The organism is Acinetobacter sp. NPDC052428 (assembly GCF_044547685.1).
Taxonomy (GTDB): Bacteria; Pseudomonadota; Gammaproteobacteria; order Pseudomonadales; family Moraxellaceae; genus Acinetobacter; species Acinetobacter lwoffii_G.
Genome location: NZ_JBIUAT010000007.1, coordinates 17,991 through 38,430, shown reverse-complemented (window position 1 = coordinate 38,430; position 20,440 = coordinate 17,991). Strand labels below are relative to the sequence as shown.

Below are 20,440 nucleotides of genomic sequence, written 5' to 3'. Positions count from 1 at the left end.
ATATACAATCAGTATAGTATAGACAAAAAAAAGAGCGGCCGGAGCCGCTCTTTTAAAACTGATGATTAAGACTTGTTGTGATAAAAGGCATAATAACTTGCATAACACGCTGCAATAAATAGCAGACAGCCTACGAAGCTGATACGCATTGATGGATCAAAGACCATACTGATACAGGTAATAAAACAGAACACAAAGCCCAGGATTGGCACAATCGGGAACAATGGTGCAGCAAAGCCCAGTTCTTTTGCCGTATGACCCTGTTTATACCATTGACGACGGAAGTTGAACTGGCTTAAGCAGATACTCATCCAGACCACCACCATGGTAAACGCTGCAACGCCCAGCAAGTTGGTAAAGATCGTCTCTGGCGCAAACTGTTCAGACAATAAACCTGGCAATGCACCCAGCATAGTCACCATAACTGCAATATACGGTACACCGCGAGCATTCAGTCTTGAGAATACGGCAGGCAACTGTTTGCTGTATGACAATGACCACATCATACGAGAAGCAGCAAATAGACCTGAGTTGGCAGCAGACAATAATGCAGTGATAATTACAAAGCGGATGATGTCTTCAGCATATGGGATACCAATGTGCTGGAATACGGTTACGAATGGACTGCTACTTACGCCTTCAGCGGCTAAGCCTGCTTCCTGATGCGGAAGTAATGCGGTCACCACGATAATCGTACCTACAAAGAAAATTAATAAGCGGAAAATCGCAGTATTAATCGCTTTCGGGACATTTTTTGCAGGATCTTCAGTTTCACCAGCAGCCACACCAATCAGCTCGGTACCAGAGAAGGCAAAGTTCACGATCAGCATCGTAGCAAAAATCGGGAACAGACCTTCAGGGAACCAGCCCTGTGCAGTCAGATTGGTAAATAAAGGCGCAGCTTCATAGCCTTGATAGCCCAGAACACCAAAGATGGCCAATAGACCTAAAAGAATAAAAGCAACAACCGTGACCACTTTCACCAGTGCTAGCCAGAATTCGGATTCGGCAAACCAGCGGGTAGAAATCATATTAAGACTAAATACGAATACACCAAAGATAATGGTCCATAACCACATGGAAATATCCGGGAACCATTCCTGCATCAGCAAGGCCGCTGCAGTAAATTCAGTTCCGAGAGTGACCGACCACGTCAGCCAGTATAACCAGGTGATGGTATAGCCTGTGCCTGGTCCAATATAACGTTTGGCATAAGCACCAAATGAACCAGATTCTGGCATATGAACGGCAAGTTCGCCCAAACATAGCATTACCATGTACGCGATAATACCGCCTAGGAGATAAGCGAGAATGGCACCTACAGGCCCCGTTTGTGCAATGACTTCACCCGACCCTAAGAATAGGCCTGTTCCGATTGCGCCACCAAGCGAAATCATGACCAGATGTCGAGTACTCATAGCGCGTTTTAAAGGCGCAGAATTGCCCTGATGCGTAGCATCATTCGGAGATGAGTGCATAGGAAATAAGAAATACTTCAAAGGAATGAAGCGAGCTATTGTAGTGAAAAACTACAAATCTGCAATCGAATAATGGTAATTTCGAATAAGGTCTGATCGTATGAGATCAATAGATGGCGTCCCTACGGGGATTCGAACCCCGGTTACCGCCGTGAAAGGGCGATGTCCTAGGCCTCTAGACGATAGGGACGTTGCGAGGTGATGCGTATATTAAGGATTAAGCAGGGGTTTGTCAAAAGGGTTTTTGCTAAAATTCATTTAACAGTTTAAACATTAGGCAAAACAAAAACTTTATTTTATTAAGATGTTATTTTCTGAACAAATTTCAAGACTATAAAAAATAAATATTTGAAAAGATCACTCAAAATTAGTGATCTGGAGTTTGATATTGTTTAGGCTGGGGATTTTCAGCAGGCGTTGTCACTGCCTCAGTCTGCGCAGTTTTATTGTCATCACGGTTGACGATATAGAGATACAGTGCCGAAGGTGCCAAAATAAGTAAAACAAGCAGGAATTTCTTGAGCATGGAAAAATTTCAAATCTTAAAATTAGTCTGATTATAGCCTAAGCAAATCTAAAAGAGCAGCAGCATGTACCTATTCAGGCTCTAGAATTTAAAAGTAACATCCGCAATAAATTGGCGGCCAATTTCAGTCATCACACGTGGTCTATCATTTGAGGTCGAGCCTGTTGTATAGGTATTCACGCGGTTGGTTACGTTGTTAATGGTTAAACCAAAAATTGCCCTTAAATCTTTTGAAATTTCCCAGTCATAGGTGGTGCGCATATCCCATGTAAATTTGGGTTTAATTTCAGAGGCTAAATAAGTGTCAAGCAGTTCACCTTCATACTCGACTTTGTCATTTTTATCGGAGACTGCAACCATATCATCGTAACTGTCTTTATAGCTAAAGAAGTTTGAAATACGTACAGGCAGTGTATCGAATGCAATATCCCAGTTTACTCGTGCGGTCCATGGTTGGTTAAAGTTTGGGGCAGGGCGGTCTGACCAACGGATAATTTGACCATCATAAGAGACCCATTCATCTTGAATGGCTTGATCATAGGCTGAAGTGTAATCTACATAAGTGCGGAAGACTTCACTGTAGTCAAATCCCAAGGCAAATAAATGTTGGCTATCCCCCAGAGCGATCGGTTGACGATTTTTAAGTATTAAGGTGTAGATGTCAGCTTTGCCACTTCCATCATTGTTATATTCGTAGAAGAATTTTGAACCCTCTAAAGGAGTAACTTTAGTTTTTGATATTTCATCCTGATATTTACGATTGACCCATTTTAGCCCTAGATCCCAATTCTGGATTTGTGTATTCAGGCCTAAAACAGTCTCGTCACTGAAAGGGGTATTGAGCGCTGAACTACGCGCACCGCTGGATAGTGTAGTTTGTGTTTCTACCCAAGGTGCATGTGGGTTTTCACGTGACAGTTTGTAGAGCAAATCATTTTGAATTTCATTCAGTTCTGTACCTAACGTTTGCTGACCATAGTAGCGATTCCACCCAGCGGATAAATGCAATTGATCATTACTAAAGGGTTTGTAAGAGAAACGACTACGAGGGGCAATATTGATATTACTACTTAAAGAGTCATAATCAGCACGAACACCAAAGCGTGTTGAAATTTGATCATTCCATTGAATATTGTCTTCAATAAATATATTTAGGCGATCTTGCTGGGCTTGAATATCACCAGCTTTGTACAGAGTGCCACCAGCGATATATTGTCCATTCCAACCATTTATCGTTAGTTTATCATCACAATATAGGTCACTTTGAAGGCAGGTAGTATCTTTACCAAGTTCTTTTAAATGGGTCTTTGTCGCGAGTAAAACATCCTCGGCTCGTTTCCACTCAACATGAGCATGGCTATAACCCGCACCTAGAGTCATGTTGTGTTGGGATTGACCAAGTTTAAATAGGTCTATATTGGCTTGTAGGTCGTAAGAGAGAACGTCTTGATGTTGTTCTATTTCTCCCATGATGGCGCCTTCTCGAACAACATCGGTATTATTCCAATCTTTACTTCCTTCGGCATAGTACCAATGCATACTGTAGTTATTGTCAGCAATACGTTGTGTCGCTGAGTTTTGGAAATTAAGTTTGTGTACGAGAGTACCTAAGTTGAAGCGATGTTCAAGTTCCGAGAACAGAGTAAGTGTTTCGGTTTCAGTAGTACTACCTGAATCACGATTGCTGTCCACATAACTTAAGCTATCGAGCAAACCATAATCGAAACCAAACTTCGCTTTGGTTGAGGCGTTTGGTGTATAAAATAATGTTGCACCAAGATTTGAGATATGTCGTTCTTGATCAATTGTTTTAGGTGTTTCAAAGCCACTTTTGACTGGAATAATGGACTCTCTTTGAGAAGCATAAGCATTAAAGCCCCAATCATTCGAGAGCTTCCCATAAATATTGGTGCTTAGACCTTGTTTGGTATATTCCTTTTGGTAGTCATCTGTAGGTTCTTCAAATTTACTTTTTTCTAAAGGTGAAATTGAGTTGTAGCGAGCCCAATCACTTTCAGTGTAATCGTAAGTGATAGAACCGTGAATTTTACCTATCTCTGTTTGCGGTGCACATGTTTTAGCATTTACAACCCCACCTGTGAATTGACCATAAGCGGCAGACACATTGCTATCTAATACTTCAAGCTCACAAAGTAGGTCAGTGTTCACTGCCATAGCTTGTGCGCCAGTCCCAATATCTTGAAATGTATTTATGTTTGAATTTGCTGGATTAATACGTAAGTTGTTGGAAACACCATTCACAATAAAATTGTTTTGGAAGGTTTGTGCGCCATTTATAGAGATTTCGGCAGGTTTAATTTCACCTTGTGAGCCTGCTGCTAACTGTGATTGACTAAACTGCACATTCGGATTCACTTTTAAAAAATCGGTAATGTTCTTTGAGCTATTCGGCGTCTTTTCTAAATCTTCTTTTGAATAAATGGTTTTTCCAACTTCATTTTCTTGCTGAGCTTCGATAATAATTGTGTTGAACTTAATCGTTGTTTCATTGAGAACAGGCTCTTGATAATTCGATTCTTTTGCAAAACTAGATGTTGATAAAGCTGTTAAAACTGCAATAGAAAGTGGGGAATAAGCAAAATGCATGAGAAGGGTTGAATATGCGAAAGATAATGGAAGTGATTATCATTAAATTTAAGAAGGCAATCAATAGTAATGAGAATTATTTTCATTAATTAATTGATAAAAGTGTAAGACTTGAGCAGCTTAAGATGCTGATAAAAAAATATAAAGAAGAGAAAAAATAGATGGCGTCCCTACGGGGATTCGAACCCCGGTTACCGCCGTGAAAGGGCGATGTCCTAGGCCTCTAGACGATAGGGACGTTTAGAAGATGGCGGTATCTTATTGATCCGCCACCAGAGTGTCAAGCAGGTGAGGTGCGAGTTTGTTTAAAATATAGCAAAACAGTTCAGCGGTCTTCTGCGTATCATATAATGCAGAATGGGCTTCTTTACCATCAAACTCGATTCCAGCTTGGATACAGGACTTCGCCAGTACGGTCTGACCAAACATCACCGCACTTAAAGTCACTGTATCGAAGACAGAAAAACTATGAAACGGGTTCTGGTTTTTGGTTCCGGTACGCGCAATCGCGGCCTGAAGAAAACCTAAATCGAAATGTGCATTGTGTCCGACTAAAACCGCATGGGTACAGTTTTGCTGGCGACGCACTTCATTCACAGATTTAAAAATACGCTTAAGCGCAGTTTTCTCATCTTCGGCCATCGCAATTCGCATTGGATTAGAAGGATCGATCCCAATAAACTCCAGCGAACGTCGGTCGAGGTTTGCCCCTTCGAAAGGATTGATATGTGCATGGTAAGCTTGACCCGGCACAAATTGACCTTCCTCATTGTAAACAATCGGAATGGCCGCAATTTCCAGCAATGCATCAGTCTGCGCATTAAAACCTGCAGTCTCGACATCGACAACTACAGGTAAGAATCCACGAAAACGTTGACCAATGATTGGGAGCGTTTCATTTGTCACACTTTTCTCCATTGAATGGTTTTACCCGCATATAACGGAATAATCTGTTCACCATCCAGATAGTCTAAACTTTCAGGGATTACTTGATCTTCTCTAACCAGGGTAATAGTGCTGGTATTACGTGGCAGGCCATAGAAGTCTGCACCAAAGTGGCTGGCAAAACCTTCCAGGCGTTCAATTTTACCCACTTGATCAAATGCCTGAGCATACAGCTCAATAGCAGTTGGCGCACTATAACATCCTGCACAGCCACACGCATTTTCTTTTGCATTTTTTGAATGCGGCGCGCTATCTGTTCCCAAGAAAAATTTAGGATTACCGCTGGTTGCGACTTCCAGCAAGGTTTGCTGATGCGTTTGACGTTTTAAAATCGGCAAGCAGTAGAAATGCGGCTTGATTCCACCGACCAGCATGTCGTTGCGGTTAAACAATAAATGTTGTGGCGTAATAGTTGCAGCGACATTGCGGTCTTGCTCAAGTACAAAGTTTGCGGCTTCGCTGGTGGTAATATGTTCGAGTACCAGTTTCAGCTTTGGAAACTGTCTAAGTAATGGTGCCAGCACTTCATCCAGGAAACGCTTTTCACGGTCAAAAATATCGACATGATTATGCGTCACTTCACCATGTAGCAATAAAGGCACTTGGTGTTCTTCAAGCTGTTCAATTACGCCGTAGACTTTGCTCATATCGCTCACACCACTATCGGAGTTGGTGGTCGCACCCGCAGGATAGAGCTTGATGGCATTGACATGCGCAGATTCTTTGATCTTTTTAACTTCGCTTGCCGGGGTGTTGTCAGTGAAATAAAGCACCATACGCGGGTCGAAATTTACCCCTTCAGGCACATGTGCCATGATACGTTCACGGTAGGCATTGGCTTCTTCGACAGTTTTAACGGGTGGCACCAGATTTGGCATGCAAATGGCGCGAGAAAACTGCTTGGCTAAATCGGGAACGGTACGTTGAAGTGCTAAACCATCACGCAGGTGAACGTGCCAATCATCTGGCTGGAGAATCGTAATCGTATTCAAGGCAAATTCAGTCGAACAAATAAAACAAATGATAATCCATCTATAGTAAAAATGGTAACGAGAAAGCGCTACAAAATAAGGGATATGTATAAATTAATTTTAAAAAGTATGTTATTTTAAAATTAATAAAAAAATTACATAAATACTTGGCAATGGAATACAAGTACAATCTAGCGAAATTGCAAGATGATAAAGAAGACATAGAACAACTGATTACACGGCAAAGCCAGCGTGTAGGCCCGGTCTTCCCTCAAAATCTGGAACAAGAATTCTGGACCAAAAATCTGGAACGCGCCCGCAAACATGTCGAAAAATATGTGTGGGCTGGAGTACTAGCCTATTTCCTTTTTTTGGTGGTGATGATTCCCACAGATTACTGGAGCATCAGCAAAGAATATTTCGTACATGATTTTGTCCTGTGTATGTTGGGCTTGCTCAATGGCGGCGTGTCGCTAATTATCTTTTATATGTTCTCGTGCTTACCCAAGATCAAGCGCTTTTTTCCTCAGGCTTCGATGCTGTTGGTATTCTGGGTACAGGTGTCAATTTCATGTATCACCATGTCGATTAAAACTGATGCCTTGCAGCATCAATCCATGGCGATAGTCACGATCGTATATATCCTGGGTTATGTTCTGACCGGTATTAAGCCGATTCAGATGCTGGTCACCGGACTGCTCGCCGCCGCAACCACCATTATTGTATTGTTCGGTCTGTCAGTTGAATTTAATCCTATGGTTTTTGGCCGGATTTTAATTGGAAGTTGCTTGCTGGGTTATGTGATTAGCCATATGATTTTTGCCCGTGAACGTGTGATTTTTCTCTATAGCATTCGCGCCAGAATCAGTGAGCAGATCCAGCGTATTCATACCAACGAATTATTACATTTGAGTCAGTACGATGAACTGACCAAAATTTCCAATCGACGGACTTTTGATGAGACGCTGCAAGTGCATTTCGAAAGTGCACGCCGTGAAGAAACGGCATTAGCGATTCTGTTTATCGATGTGGATTTCTTTAAGAATTACAACGATTTTTATGGGCATCAGAAAGGTGATGATGTCATTTCGACTATTGCCAAAACCATCAAGAATGCCATTCGTCATATGGATTTTGTCGCGCGTTATGGTGGGGAGGAGTTTGTAGTGCTCTTGCCAGAAACAGATGCGCATGGTGCTTATGCGGTGGCTTCAAATATTTTTAAGGCGATTGACCGTCTGGAAATACCCCATGATAAATCTTTGGTTGCCCAGCATGTCACCATCAGCTTAGGTATTACCGTCTATCGTGGTGAAGAAGATATTGATAAAGATGCCTTGTTGGGGATTGCGGATCAGGCGCTCTATCGTGCCAAACAGCTGGGACGAAATCAGATCTATTATCAGTCTATTCGATCAGTCAATTCAGATATTGCAAATGGCTAGAGATTATTAAAATGAATAAAACAATCATCAATAAAAAACCGCTCATCAAGAGCGGTTTTTTATGCAACATAAATGACTAAAACTTAGTTTTTGTCTTTCAGTTGTGGCACTGCAGATGCTGAACCAACTGCCAGTAAACCAGTTTCTGTATAGATGCCCAGTTTCGCACGTGTATCCGTGATATCCAGGTTACGCATAGTCAACTGACCGATACGATCCATCGGCGAGAACATAGAATCACCTTTCTCCATAGTTAAACGCTCAGCTTCATAAGTGAGGTTCGGAGATTCAGTATTCATAATGGTGTAATCATTACCACGACGCAATTCGATCGTTACAGTACCGGTAACTGCTTTAGCAACCCAACGCTGTGCAGTTTCACGCAGCATAAGCGCTTGAGAATCGAACCAGCGACCTTGGTAAAGCAAACGACCTAAACGTAGACCGTTAATACGGTATTGTTCAATCGTATCTTCGTTATGAATACCCGTTACCAGACGCTCATAAGCAATGTGAAGCAGCGCCATACCCGGAGCTTCATAGATACCGCGAGATTTCGCTTCGATGATACGGTTTTCGATTTGATCCGACATACCTAGACCGTGACGGCCACCGATGCGGTTCGCTTCAAGAATAAATTCAACTGGATCTTCAATGCGTTGACCGTTAATCGCAACCGGGAAGCCTTCTTCAAAAGTAATCGATACTTCTTCAGCTTTCACTTCTACGTCATCTTTCCAGAACGCAACGCCCATGATTGGCTCAACGATTTTGATGCCTGCATTCAGGTATTCAAGATCTTTGGCTTCGTGCGTCGCACCCAGCATGTTTGAGTCAGTTGAATAAGCTTTTTCTTTTGACATTTTATAGTCAAAACCATTGTCGATCAGGAACTGTGACATTTCTGCACGTCCGCCCAGCTCGTCAATGAAAGTTTGGTCTAACCAAGGCTTGTAAATTTTAAGCGCAGGATTGGTCAACAAACCATAACGATAGAAACGCTCAATGTCGTTACCTTTATAAGTAGAGCCGTCACCCCAGATGTTAACGTCATCTTCTTTCATGGCTGTAACCAGCATGGTGCCAGTTACTGCACGACCCAATGGCGTCGTGTTGAAATAAGGCATACCACCTGTAGAAATATGGAACGCGCCACATTGAATTGCAGCAATACCTTCTAATGCAAGCTGTAAACGGCAGTCGATTAAACGTGCTTTTACTGCGCCATAAGCTTCAGCTTTTTTTGGAATCGCATCGTAATCGTCTTCGTCTGGCTGACCCAAGTTAGCTGTGTAAGCATAAGGTTCAGCGCCTTTTTGTTTCATCCACAAAAGAGCAGCAGAAGTATCTAGACCACCAGAAAAGGCAATACCAACTTTTTTGCCTACAGGTACATTCTGTAAGATAGTTGCATTATCAGACATTGTTAATCCTAACGATAGAATAATATAGGCACCACTTATATTGGTGGCCAAGGAGAATTTTGAATGCAGATATTGTAACACCTTTCAAATGGCAAGTTTTCGCAAAAAAAATGCAAAATCTAAAAAATAGACAAAAAAATAAACAATCTAATGCAAAGAGAGCCATCACAAATGGCCTTGAATTAGCCAAATCCAGGGTTTTAAAGCGGGCTAAGACTAAAGTTCTATAGGCTTCATTTTATCTCAACCTTTGCTCCTTTCAACCTGTTAAATACCGGATGTTGCTTAGCTTTCGCTCATATTGAACTCCATCTTTTAATATAAAAAATTGGTCATACCAATTATATTTTAATGATTTAACTGTTGCGGTATTTTAAATATTTTATTAATTTTGGCTACCTAAAAGACCGATATTGGTCTGTTTAATGTTAAATTGGTCATACCGATAATCTTTTGGACATGTCCTGTAATGAAATAATAAACAAGCATTTCAAGGAGTAGAGAATGCTTCAACAGTGGCAACAAATTTACGATCCAATCGGAAATATCTGGATTTCCAGCGCGATCGCCCTTATTCCAATCGTATTCTTTTTCCTTGCTCTTGCTGTTTTCAGAATGAAGGGCAGTGTAGCAGGAACGATTACTGTGGCTTTGGCATTTCTGGTGTCAATGTTCCTCTACAAAATGCCAGTCACTATGGCATTGGCTTCCATGGTCTATGGGTTCTTCTACGGCTTATGGCCGATTGCCTGGATTATTATTGGCGCCGTATTCCTTTACAAGATTTCAGTGAAGACCGGTCAATTTGATATTATTCGCTCATCGATCCTGTCATTAACCGAAGACCAGCGTTTACAAATGCTATTGGTCGGCTTCGCTTTTGGTACTTTCCTGGAAGGTGCTGCAGGCTTTGGCGCCCCGGTCGCGATTACTGCTGCATTATTAGTAGGTCTTGGATTTAAACCACTGTATGCCGCGGGTTTATGTCTGATTGTGAACACTGCACCTGTGGCTTTTGGTGCGATGGGAATTCCGATTATTGTCGCTGGTCAGGTATCAGGCGTAGACACCATGGAAATCAGCCAGATGGTAGGACGTCAGTTGCCAATCATGGTACCCATTGTACTGGTGTGGATTATGGCAATCATGGATGGCTGGCGTGGTGTGAAAGAAACCTGGCCTGCAATTTTAGTCGGTGGTGGTTCTTTTGCCCTGGCGCAGTTCCTGACTGCTAACTATGTGGGTCCTGAATTACCCGATATCACTGCAGCGATTGCATCTTTGGTGAGCTTAACGGTATTACTCAAGTTCTGGCAGCCAAAACATATTTTCCGTTTTGATAATGAACAACTGGGCGATAGCAACATTGCTTTGGCAAGCCAGCAAAAATATAGCATCGGTCAAATTATTAAAGCATGGTCGCCATTTGCGGTACTGACTGCCATGGTAACTTTATGGAGCATCAAGCCATTTAAAGATCTGTTTGCCAAAGATGGGGCTTTAAGTGATTTAGTAATTTCCATTAAAGTGCCTTTCCTGCATCAAATGATTCAAAAGTTGCCGCCGGTGGTCGCGGAAGCGAAAGACTACGACGCGATCTATAAATTTGACTGGTTGTCGGCGACGGGTACAGCGATCATGATCGCCGCAATCATCACCATCATTTACCTGAAAATGAAACCGAAAGAAGCTGTAGCAACCTTTGCTGAAACGGTAAATGAGCTGAAAACACCGATTTACTCAATTGGTATGGTATTGGCATTTGCTTTCATTGCCAATTACTCAGGCTTATCGGCAACCTTGGCATTAGCCTTGGCACATACAGGACAAGCATTCACGTTCTTCTCTCCATTCCTGGGTTGGGTCGGTGTATTCCTGACAGGGTCTGATACTTCAGCAAACGCATTGTTCTCGGCTTTACAGGCAACCACGGCTCAGCAGATCGGTGTGCCTGAAGTATTACTGGTGGCTGCGAATACCAGCGGTGGTGTAACCGGTAAAATGATTTCACCACAGTCGATTGCAATTGCCTGTGCCGCAGTGGGTCTCGTTGGTAAAGAATCGGATTTATTCCGCTTTACCGTAAAACACAGTATCACCTTCACGGTGATGATCGGTATCATTATCACCTTACAAGCTTATGTGTTCCCATGGATGATTCCATAACACCATACTGAGGGCGGTGCAATGAAAGTCTCTGATAAAGTCGTACAAAGTCTGCGTAGTCTGATTGAAAAAAATCATATGCAGGTCGGGGACCGTTTGCCCGCAGAACGTAAATTATGTGAGCAGTTAGGCGTGTCGCGCTCTTCGTTGCGAGAAGCGCTGCAACATCTGGTCAGCCAGGGCATGCTGGTGAGCCGTGTTGGTGCCGGTACTTATTTACAGGAACTGCCGAATCACTGGTCACAGCATCATATTGTGCAGCCTTTAAGTGACTTAATGGATGTCGATCCTGAATACCGTTTTGATGTTCAGGAGTCTCGTCTGATTCTGGAAGGCGGTACAGCCTGGTATGCCGCACAGCGCGCCACACCCGATGATATAAAAAAAATCAGACAGTGTTATGACCAGATTGCACATTATCAGCTGTTGGGTGATGACGATGAAGCAGCCCGCGCAGATGCCCGTTTTCATCTTGCGATTGCCGAAGCATCGCATAATGTGGTGCTGATCCAGTTGATGCGCAGTCTGTTCGACCTGCTGCAATTTAATGTGGTACTCGGACGACGCAAAGTCTATTCCGAGGCCCACCGTTTTGATCAGTTGCAGGACCAGCACTTTAAGGTAATGGCCGCAATTGAGCGTCAAGATCCAGAAGCTGCACGTCAGGCAGTTTGTGGACACATTGAGTTTGTCATTCAGCAAGTACGCACGATTGATGAGGATGAAGCCCGTCAGCAGCGTATGAGCCGATTAAACAGGATCTAAATTATGATTATCTCTTCTGCAAATGATTACCGTGAAGCCGCACGACGTCGTCTTCCACCATTCCTGTTTCATTATATTGATGGTGGGGCTTATGCAGAATACACGCTGAAGCGCAATGTAGAAGATTTATCAAAAGTAGCGCTGCGTCAACGTGTCTTGAATGACATGTCAGCGCTAAATCTGGAAACTAAATTATTTGATGAAACCCTGTCGATGCCGGTGGCCTTGTCACCTGTAGGCTTGACCGGTATGTATGCACGCCGTGGGGAAGTGCAGGCAGCAGTTGCGGCAGACCAAAAAGGGATTCCATTCACTTTGTCGACGGTATCTGTGTGTCCAATTGAAGAAGTGGCACCAGCGATCCAGCGCCCAATGTGGTTCCAGCTCTATGTACTGCGTGACCGTGGCTTTATGAAAAATGCCTTGGAACGTGCCAAGACAGCTGGCTGTTCAACGCTGGTCTTTACCGTGGATATGCCAGTGCCGGGTGCACGTTACCGTGATGCACATTCTGGCATGAGTGGACCAAATGCAGCGATGCGCCGTTATATGCAATCTTGCATGCATCCACACTGGGCCTGGAATGTCGGCTTGATGGGTCGTCCACACGACTTGGGTAATATCTCGAAATACCTCGGTAAACCGACAGGCCTTGAAGATTATATCGGCTGGTTGGGTGCCAATTTTGATCCGTCTATTTCCTGGAAAGATCTGGAGTGGATCCGTGACTATTGGGATGGTCCAATGGTGATCAAAGGGATTCTGGATCCTGAAGATGCTAAAGATGCTGTGCGTTTCGGTGCGGATGGCATTGTAGTATCCAACCATGGTGGTCGTCAGTTAGATGGTGTGTTATCTACCACACGTGCCTTGCCACCAATTGCTGATGCGGTAAAAGGTGAACTGAAAATCCTAGTTGACTCTGGTATCCGTAATGGTCTGGATGTGGTGCGTATGCTGGCAATGGGTGCGGACACCTGTATGCTCGGTCGGGCCTTCGTTTATGCATTGGGTGCTGCAGGCGGGGCTGGTGTCAGCAACCTTCTTGATCTGATCGACAAGGAAATGCGTGTTGCCATGACCTTAACAGGTGCCAAGACCATTGCTGACATTACACAGGATTGTCTGGTAAGGCTCGATCGCGAATTTTCACAATAAAACCAATCAGGATGACCACTCTAAATCGTGGTCATCCTAGAGCAACTCGTAACAACAGAATTGCTGCTATTTCATCTATTCAAGATTAAAAATCCAAAACATGCTTATGGCCGATTTTATAAAAAGATAGCCATAAGAATGAAACGGGGCTCTACTATGCAAAACTCATTTGACACTACTGCGACCTTAAACAATCTGGTCGCTGTGGTCGGCCAGCAACATGTGTTGACGGACGATAACGATACTCGTTTGTATCGGCAGGGCCGGCGTTATGGTTCAGGTGAGGTGTTTGCGGTCGTCACTCCAGGTTCATTACTAGAACAATGGCAAGTATTGCAAATTGCTGTTGCAGCAGACTGTATCGTAATTATGCAGGCAGCCAATACCGGTTTAACTGGTGGTTCAACGCCGTTTGGTGAATATGACCGTCCAGTGATTGTGATGAGTACTCGCCGTCTGACAGGTATTCAGGTGATCCAGGAAGGCAAACAGGTTGTCTGTTTGCCGGGTGCAACACTTGATGCACTGGAAAAACAGCTAGTGCTATTTAACCGTGAACCGCATTCGGTGATTGGTTCATCCTGTATTGGTGCTTCGGTGCTGGGTGGTGTGTGCAATAACTCCGGTGGAGCCCTGGTTCGCCGGGGGCCGGCCTATACTGAACTGGCATTATATGCGCGTGTCAATGAACATGGCGAACTGGAGCTGGTGAATCATCTCGGTATCCATCTGGGTCACAGTCCGGAAGAGATCCTGAAAAATCTGGAACAGAAACAATATAACGAGCAGGATATCCAGCAGCAGGAACATCGCTGTGCTTCCGATCATCGTTATAGTCAGGATGTGCGTCAGGTCAATGCTGATACTCCGGCACGTTTCAATGCAGATCCAAGCCGTCTGTTTGAAGCCTCTGGTTCTGCGGGCAAGGTGTGTGTTTTTGCAGTACGTCTAGATACTTTTGAAAAGATTCCAAGTCAGGTGTTTTATATCGGTACTAATGCTCAGGATGACCTGACGGAAATCCGTCGTTTTCTGCTCAAAGATCTGCCGCGTCTGCCGATTGCCGGAGAATATATTCACCGTGCGGCTTATGACATCGGTGCGGAATATGGCAAAGACACGTTTATGTTCATTGAAAAATTTGGTACTACCAAAGTGCCTGCCGCATTTGCCATGAAAGACAAGGTTGATGGGATATTGCAGAAAATGGGGCTACGTGGCTTAAGTGACAAAATTCTGCAAATGATCAGTAAAATGCTGCCATCACATTTGCCAAAACGCATGAATGAGTACCGTGATCTGTATGAGCATCATCTGATTCTCAGAATTGAAAATCAGGATGTGGCACAGGTACAGGCCTTCTTTGAAGGCTACTTTAAGACCCATCCTAACGGGAACTATTTTCTCTGCACCGAAGACGAAGGACGTAAGGCATTTCTGCACCGTTTTGCCGTAGCAGGTGCAGCAATTCGTTATCGTGATACTCATTTAAGTGAAGTAGAAGATATTGTGGCGCTGGATATTGCGCTGCGTAGGAATGACCGCCAATGGGTAGAAACCCTGCCACAGGAAATGGAGGAGCAGATCTTACATAAACTTTATTATGGTCACTTCCTGTGCCATGTATTCCATCAGGATTATATCGTGAAAAAAGGGGTTAATCCGCTGAAAATGGAACATGCCATGTGGAAGCTGCTGGATGATCGTGGTGCGGAATATCCGGCTGAACATAATGTAGGGCATCTCTACATTGCCAAACCGGCATTAAAAAATCATTACCAGAAGCTGGACCCGACCAATAGTTTTAATGTTGGTATTGGGCATAGCTCAAAGCTGAAATACTGGAAATAAGCAGAAAAACTGGGAATAACAACAATAAAAATATGATCTGGCCTATCTCATGCAGTGCTCGCAGTGCATTTTTTTATCTATAAAACATTGGAAAAATACAGGTTGTACGAATCTTGCAATAGATCGAAAAATTGCTGATTTAAATCCAGTCTTGGGTTTTAATATGCCAAGTAGAGATCATTATCTGTTCCTGATACGATAAAACCAACAATAACAAGTTTTTAGGAGTCTCTTATGAATTCAAGTATCACCCCGCCACAGCTGCCACGACTACATGAGCGTAATCAGACTTTGTCTGTATTGCATGGCATTTATGCCGGCCTGTTGATCTTTAGTGGCGCAGTATTTCTTTATCTTGAATCTCAGCAAAGAACCGCTTCAACCCTCAGCCTGGGACTTGTCATTCTATTAATGCTGGTATTGATCTATTTCAATATTCAGGCAGCTGTGAAAGTTAAGAAAGGTCAGGGCGAGGGACGTACACTTTCCCGAATTATGGCGGTGCTGATGCTGTTGAGCTTTCCTGTAGGAACAGTACTGGGGGCAATTGCATTATGGAAAAGCTCGGCGAAACAGTGGGAGGCCTGAGTTGACCTGAGAAAGCAATAATTTTGTGAAAATGCCATAAACAAAAATAAAAAACACGCTAGAGTAATATGCAACAAGTTGCAAAGCCATCATCAAAGGGAATAGCCATGACAACGACTCGTTATGTAAATATTTTAAAACCGCTTCATCTGGGATTTACCACGATTAAAAACCGGGTGGTGATGGGTTCAATGCATACCGGGCTGGAGGATCGTTTCTATAATTATCCCAAACTGGCGGCTTATTTTGGTGAGCGTGCCAAAGGTGGGGTAGGGCTGCTCATCACGGGTGGTATTTCTCCAAACCGTCAGGGCTGGTTACTGCCTGCAGGTGGAACCATGAATACCTTGGGAGATATTGCTCCGCATCGACTGGTAACCCATGCTGTGCATAAGCATGGTGCCAAAATCCTGTTGCAGATCCTGCATGCGGGCCGTTATGGCTACCAACCTTTTGTAGTTTCAGCGAGTCCAATCAAGTCACCGATTTCTCCTTTTAAACCACGCCAGCTTTCAGAAAAACAGATTCTGGATACTATTCAGGACTATGTAAAAACTGCCAGTCTGGCAAAAAAAGCCGGCTATGATGGTGTGGAAATCATGGGTTCAGAAGGTTACCTGATTAACCAGTTCCTGAGTCGTCATGTTAATCAGCGTAATGATCGCTGGGGCGGTTCGATAGAAAACCGGATGCGTTTTGCCGTAGAAATTGTCAAAGCCATTCGCGAAGAAATTGGCGAAAAATTTATCATCTGTTTCCGTTTGTCGCTTCTCGATTTGGTACATGATGGTAATACCATGCAGGAAGTCATTACCGTAGCTAAAGCCTTAGAAAAGGCAGGAATTACTTTGCTCAATACCGGCATTGGCTGGCATGAAGCGCGTATTCCGACTATCGTCACTTCTGTGCCGCGAGCAGCTTTTGTCGATTATACTGCTGAAGTCAAGAAACATGTTTCGGTGCCGGTGATTGCGTCCAACCGGATCAATATGCCAGACACTGCCGAAGCGATTCTGGCTTCTGGTCAGGCAGATATGGTGCAGATGGCGCGTCCACTTTTAGCGGATGCTTTCTGGGTCAATAAAACCGCAACCAATCGTGTCGATGAAATCAATACCTGTATTGCCTGTAATCAGGCTTGTCTGGATCATACCTTTAAAAATCAACGAGCAACCTGTCTGGTCAATCCGCGTGCCGCTTATGAAACCGAACTGGTTTATGTCAAAACCAAGAAACCAAAAAGTATTGCAGTGATTGGCGGAGGAGTTGCAGGTCTGTCTGCTGCCACAGTCGCAGCCAGTCGCGGACATGATGTGACGCTGTTTGAGGCCAGTCATGAAGTAGGCGGACAGTTCAACCTGGCTAAAGTCATTCCGGGGAAAGAGGAATTTCACGAAACGATTCGTTATTTTAAAGTGCAGCTAGAAAAAACCGGAGTTGATTTGCGTCTCAATACCCGAGTCAACCGCGAGCAGTTGGAGCGTGAAGGTTTTGATGAGGTGATTGTGGCTACAGGGGTTGTGCCGCGTGCCTTAAATATCGAAGGCAGTCAGGCGCCACAAGTGTTGTCTTATGCAGAGGTGCTACGCGGCGCACCTGTCGGTGATCGTGTTGCGGTCATCGGCGCGGGTGGTATTGGTTTTGATGTGTCCGAGTTTTTATTAAAGCCACCGCATCAGGCGCAGCCACAACCTGTGGATGAGTGGAAGCGTGAATGGGGTGTGGATTCTCATCCAGATTATGTGACTGAAGGGGGGCTGCAAGTCGCACAAATCGATCCGCCTGTACGTGAAATTTATCTATTACAACGTAAAAAAACACCACTTGGCGCAGGACTAGGCAAGACTTCAGGTTGGGTACATCGTGCTCAGTTAAAAAAACATGCCGTGCGTATGTTGCGCGGTGTGCAATATAAATCTTTTACCGATGAAGGCTTATGGATTGAGGTGGATGGTCATGCCCAATTATTGCGTGTGGATACCATTGTGGTATGTGCAGGTCAGGAATCGGTAAAAGACCTGATGCCGATTGCTGGAGAAAATACCTTGGCACAGTATCATATTATTGGTGGTGCAAAACTGGCTGCTGAACTCGATGCCAAGCGCGCCATTCGTGAAGGAGCGGAATTAGCAGCAAAACTGTAAGGATTTGATGAAACTATATGCAGTTGATTGCATTCACTGTAATTTTCACTTGTCAGTCGGATAAAAGCTCCGTATTATTGCGACCATGGAAGCGTGGCAGAGCGGTTTAATGCACCGGTCTTGAAAACCGACGAGGGTGTGAGTCCTCCGTGAGTTCGAATCTCACCGCTTCCGCCAAATTTTAAAAACCCCAGTCGAAAGATTGGGGTTTTTTTATTGCTTATGATTTTAATAAAACGATTTAAAATAAGCTGATAGCGAACAAAGTCAAAATTTTAAAATTCCATAATTGATAAATAGATATTCTTTAATTGCCTACTTCAATTTTGATCAGAGCCAAAGCAATTCTTTCCACATGTTGGTAAGCAGGCTGTTCCAGTTCTTCACCAAAAATATCCGGGTCAATTTCCTGATAAGACCAAGTTATATTTTGATGCTGTTTCATCAAATCTTGCAGATGCTGCAAAAATAGATTGCCATGTTCAGTCACGGTCACACCGGTATATAGGAATAAACCTCCACCAGAATTCAGCCGCTGTAAACCTTCTTTTATAATCCTGAATGATAATTCACAGCCATCCAGCGCATGACCACCATGACGATATTGACGTTGTTCAGGATCAATCAAATACGGCGGATTAGCAAAAATCAGATCAAACTGGCCTTCAAGATTGGAAAATAAATTACTCTGGACCGGATGAATATGGTTTAAGCCGGCAAAACTGATATTGATTTGGCTATAGAGCAAGGCTTTGGGATTCAGGTCTGCAACCCTAATTTCATTAACATCTGGAAATTGTCTGGCTATACTGATCGCGGCTGCTGAAGTGCCACAACACATTTCCACGACCCGTTTAAAAGGGCGAGGCTGAGCAGCTAGATATTGCTTGAGATGATAGATAAAGCGATACGTATCCGGACCGAAAAATACCGCATCTTGCTGAGTGGTTGGAAAAGCTGAATGAATAAAGAGTTCGCCATCGAGTGAAGAAACCCGAACCTGACTCAAGTATTGATCTTCCTGAACCTGTAGAAGCTGATGTTCTTGCAATAATGTAAAAAGGGCAGAATCAAGATCAGTTTTTTTAAAGTTTAGATTCCAGCCAAAGATATCCTGATGGGTTCTGTGCTTATAAATTTCATTCTTTTTTCGATTCAGAATTCGCTGGTGGGAAAGCGGTGTAATGGTCGTAAACTGATAATCTTGTTGTTTTAAAAAGGCTAATAAATAAAGCAAAGCTTGCTGCGGGCTGCTTTGAATCTCTAAAATTTGGTTCATACGGATATGCTCTTCTATTTATTTAACCTACATGAAAAGATTAATTCACTTTATGCCTGCAAAAGACAATATCAAACCAGTCGTGAATGATCAAAGCTATACAGCACTGGATTCCATGGAAAGGGATCAGTTTATATTCACCTAAATAATGCATTGCTTAGGTAAAAATGTGATGAGAATTGGTTGGATTTGTATAGGTCGTAGGCATAATTTTATTGGTTAAGCAGCCTTATTATGATTTTGCGAACTATTATTTTTTATTCATGATTATACGTATAAAAAATGGCTATTAATCACTGGGATCAATAGCCATTAGAGCTGAGAGCTTTAAAAGCTTAGTTGGGTACTTCCGGCAAATCAAACCAGATCACTTGCGCATCTTCGCTTGCTTTAATTTCTGTATCATCTAGAAAAGCAATTGCGCCGCCAGCTTCAACTGTATGTTCAGCGATCTGGACAGTGCCAGAAACAACATGTACATAATTAATATGCTGGGTCGCTTTCACTTCCAGACTTTGGCCTTGCTGAATCACCGCAGTTTTGACTTCGGCATTCTGACGAATATGCATCGGTGCATTGTCATTCGGACCACAAATCAAATGCCACTGGTTCGGTTGCTCATGCGGGTCAAGACGGATTTGCTGATAGTTCGGCTTGGCATCACGTTCATTTGGAATAATCCAGATTTGCAGTAAATGGACCTGTTCGTCGCCTTGGTTCATTTCACTGTGCCGCACACCTGTTCCTGCACTCATCAGTTGCCATTCACCCGCAGCGATTCCGCCATGATTGCCCATGCTGTCCTGATGGGTAATGGTTCCTTTCAGCACACAGGTCAGGATTTCCATATTGTCATGTGGATGTGTTCCAAAACCCTGATGTCCATCAATCAGGTCATCATTAATAACGCGTAAAGCACTGACACTCATATACTTTGGGTTATACCAATTACCAAATGAGAAGCTGTGTTTAGACTCCAGCCAGCCCATTTTTACATGACCACGATTTTCGCTCGGATGTAGAAAAGCATTCATGATTTTATCTCGACATTATTTTTAACTTGAGATCATCATACTGTCGTTTTATAACTGAA

15 protein-coding genes and 3 tRNA genes are annotated in these 20,440 nt (G+C 43.4%); 8 read left to right on the top strand and 10 right to left on the bottom strand.

Translation table 11 applies throughout. The annotated features are described in order from the left end of the window. Positions 1-65: 65 nt before the first annotated feature. The 7 genes from ACIG3F_RS06560 to pyrC all read right to left on the bottom strand — a co-directional run bounded on the left by ACIG3F_RS06560 (position 66) and on the right by pyrC (position 6,548). The gene (locus ACIG3F_RS06560) at positions 66-1,478 is read right to left on the bottom strand and encodes an amino acid permease (RefSeq protein WP_005107442.1); all 1,413 of its coding nucleotides are present in this window, start codon (positions 1,476-1,478) and stop codon (positions 66-68) included. A gap of 114 nt (positions 1,479-1,592) precedes the next feature. Further along, positions 1,593-1,668: transfer RNA gene (locus ACIG3F_RS06555), tRNA-Glu, on the bottom strand. Between the two features lie 177 nt (positions 1,669-1,845). Next, positions 1,846-2,004: a hypothetical protein gene (locus tag ACIG3F_RS06550; RefSeq protein ID WP_253099028.1), complete on the bottom strand. Its 159-nt coding sequence runs from the start codon at positions 2,002-2,004 to the stop codon at positions 1,846-1,848. Between the two features lie 81 nt (positions 2,005-2,085). Continuing rightward, positions 2,086-4,611: a TonB-dependent receptor plug domain-containing protein gene (locus ACIG3F_RS06545; protein ID WP_396469643.1), complete on the bottom strand. Its 2,526-nt coding sequence runs from the start codon at positions 4,609-4,611 to the stop codon at positions 2,086-2,088. A 162-nt stretch (positions 4,612-4,773) separates the two neighbouring features. Next, positions 4,774-4,849: transfer RNA gene (locus ACIG3F_RS06540), tRNA-Glu, on the bottom strand. A gap of 20 nt (positions 4,850-4,869) precedes the next feature. Beyond that, complete coding sequence (gene rnt / locus ACIG3F_RS06535; RefSeq protein ID WP_004279557.1) at positions 4,870-5,529, bottom strand: ribonuclease T; 660 nt, start codon at positions 5,527-5,529, stop codon at positions 4,870-4,872. Next, positions 5,514-6,548 carry a dihydroorotase gene (gene pyrC / locus ACIG3F_RS06530; protein ID WP_396469642.1) on the bottom strand — a complete coding sequence of 345 codons (1,035 nt, stop codon included), beginning with the start codon at positions 6,546-6,548 and terminating at the stop codon, positions 5,514-5,516. Before pyrC ends, rnt begins: the two co-directional genes overlap by 16 nt. A gap of 152 nt (positions 6,549-6,700) precedes the next feature. On the opposite strand from pyrC, the gene ACIG3F_RS06525 reads away from it, so the two are divergent. Next, positions 6,701-7,972, top strand: coding sequence for a GGDEF domain-containing protein (locus ACIG3F_RS06525; protein WP_396469641.1), 1,272 nt, complete (start codon positions 6,701-6,703; stop codon positions 7,970-7,972). A gap of 83 nt (positions 7,973-8,055) precedes the next feature. Here the strand turns inward: ACIG3F_RS06525 and argG are convergent, their stop codons facing one another. Further along, the gene (gene argG / locus ACIG3F_RS06520) at positions 8,056-9,396 is read right to left on the bottom strand and encodes an argininosuccinate synthase (protein ID WP_004279561.1); all 1,341 of its coding nucleotides are present in this window, start codon (positions 9,394-9,396) and stop codon (positions 8,056-8,058) included. Between the two features lie 504 nt (positions 9,397-9,900). Here argG and lldP point away from each other — a divergent pair. The 7 genes from lldP to ACIG3F_RS06485 all read left to right on the top strand — a co-directional run bounded on the left by lldP (position 9,901) and on the right by ACIG3F_RS06485 (position 18,245). Next, the gene (gene lldP / locus ACIG3F_RS06515; protein WP_396469640.1) at positions 9,901-11,562 is read left to right on the top strand and encodes an L-lactate permease; all 1,662 of its coding nucleotides are present in this window, start codon (positions 9,901-9,903) and stop codon (positions 11,560-11,562) included. 21 nt (positions 11,563-11,583) lie between these two features. Then, on the top strand, positions 11,584-12,327 hold the full coding sequence (gene lldR, locus ACIG3F_RS06510; RefSeq protein WP_004893693.1) for a transcriptional regulator LldR: 744 nt from the start codon (positions 11,584-11,586) through the stop codon (positions 12,325-12,327). Between the two features lie 3 nt (positions 12,328-12,330). Continuing rightward, positions 12,331-13,485 (top strand): FMN-dependent L-lactate dehydrogenase LldD, encoded by a 1,155-nt coding sequence (gene lldD, locus ACIG3F_RS06505; protein WP_396469639.1) that lies wholly within the window; start codon positions 12,331-12,333, stop codon positions 13,483-13,485. Between the two features lie 156 nt (positions 13,486-13,641). Further along, positions 13,642-15,336, top strand: coding sequence for a D-lactate dehydrogenase (gene dld, locus ACIG3F_RS06500; RefSeq protein WP_396469638.1), 1,695 nt, complete (start codon positions 13,642-13,644; stop codon positions 15,334-15,336). Between the two features lie 234 nt (positions 15,337-15,570). Continuing rightward, positions 15,571-15,924: a hypothetical protein gene (locus ACIG3F_RS06495; RefSeq protein WP_396469637.1), complete on the top strand. Its 354-nt coding sequence runs from the start codon at positions 15,571-15,573 to the stop codon at positions 15,922-15,924. A 107-nt stretch (positions 15,925-16,031) separates the two neighbouring features. Continuing rightward, positions 16,032-18,068: an FAD-dependent oxidoreductase gene (locus ACIG3F_RS06490; RefSeq protein WP_396469636.1), complete on the top strand. Its 2,037-nt coding sequence runs from the start codon at positions 16,032-16,034 to the stop codon at positions 18,066-18,068. Between the two features lie 87 nt (positions 18,069-18,155). Then, positions 18,156-18,245 (top strand) — tRNA-Ser (locus ACIG3F_RS06485). A 130-nt stretch (positions 18,246-18,375) separates the two neighbouring features. Here the strand turns inward: ACIG3F_RS06485 and ACIG3F_RS06480 are convergent. Both ACIG3F_RS06480 and ACIG3F_RS06475 read right to left on the bottom strand, forming a co-directional pair. After that, on the bottom strand, positions 18,376-19,347 hold the full coding sequence (locus ACIG3F_RS06480) for a methyltransferase (protein ID WP_396469635.1): 972 nt from the start codon (positions 19,345-19,347) through the stop codon (positions 18,376-18,378). Between the two features lie 335 nt (positions 19,348-19,682). Next, a complete protein-coding gene (locus tag ACIG3F_RS06475; RefSeq protein ID WP_396469634.1) occupies positions 19,683-20,381 on the bottom strand; it encodes a pirin family protein in 699 nt (232 codons plus the stop codon). Positions 20,382-20,440 lie beyond the last annotated feature (59 nt).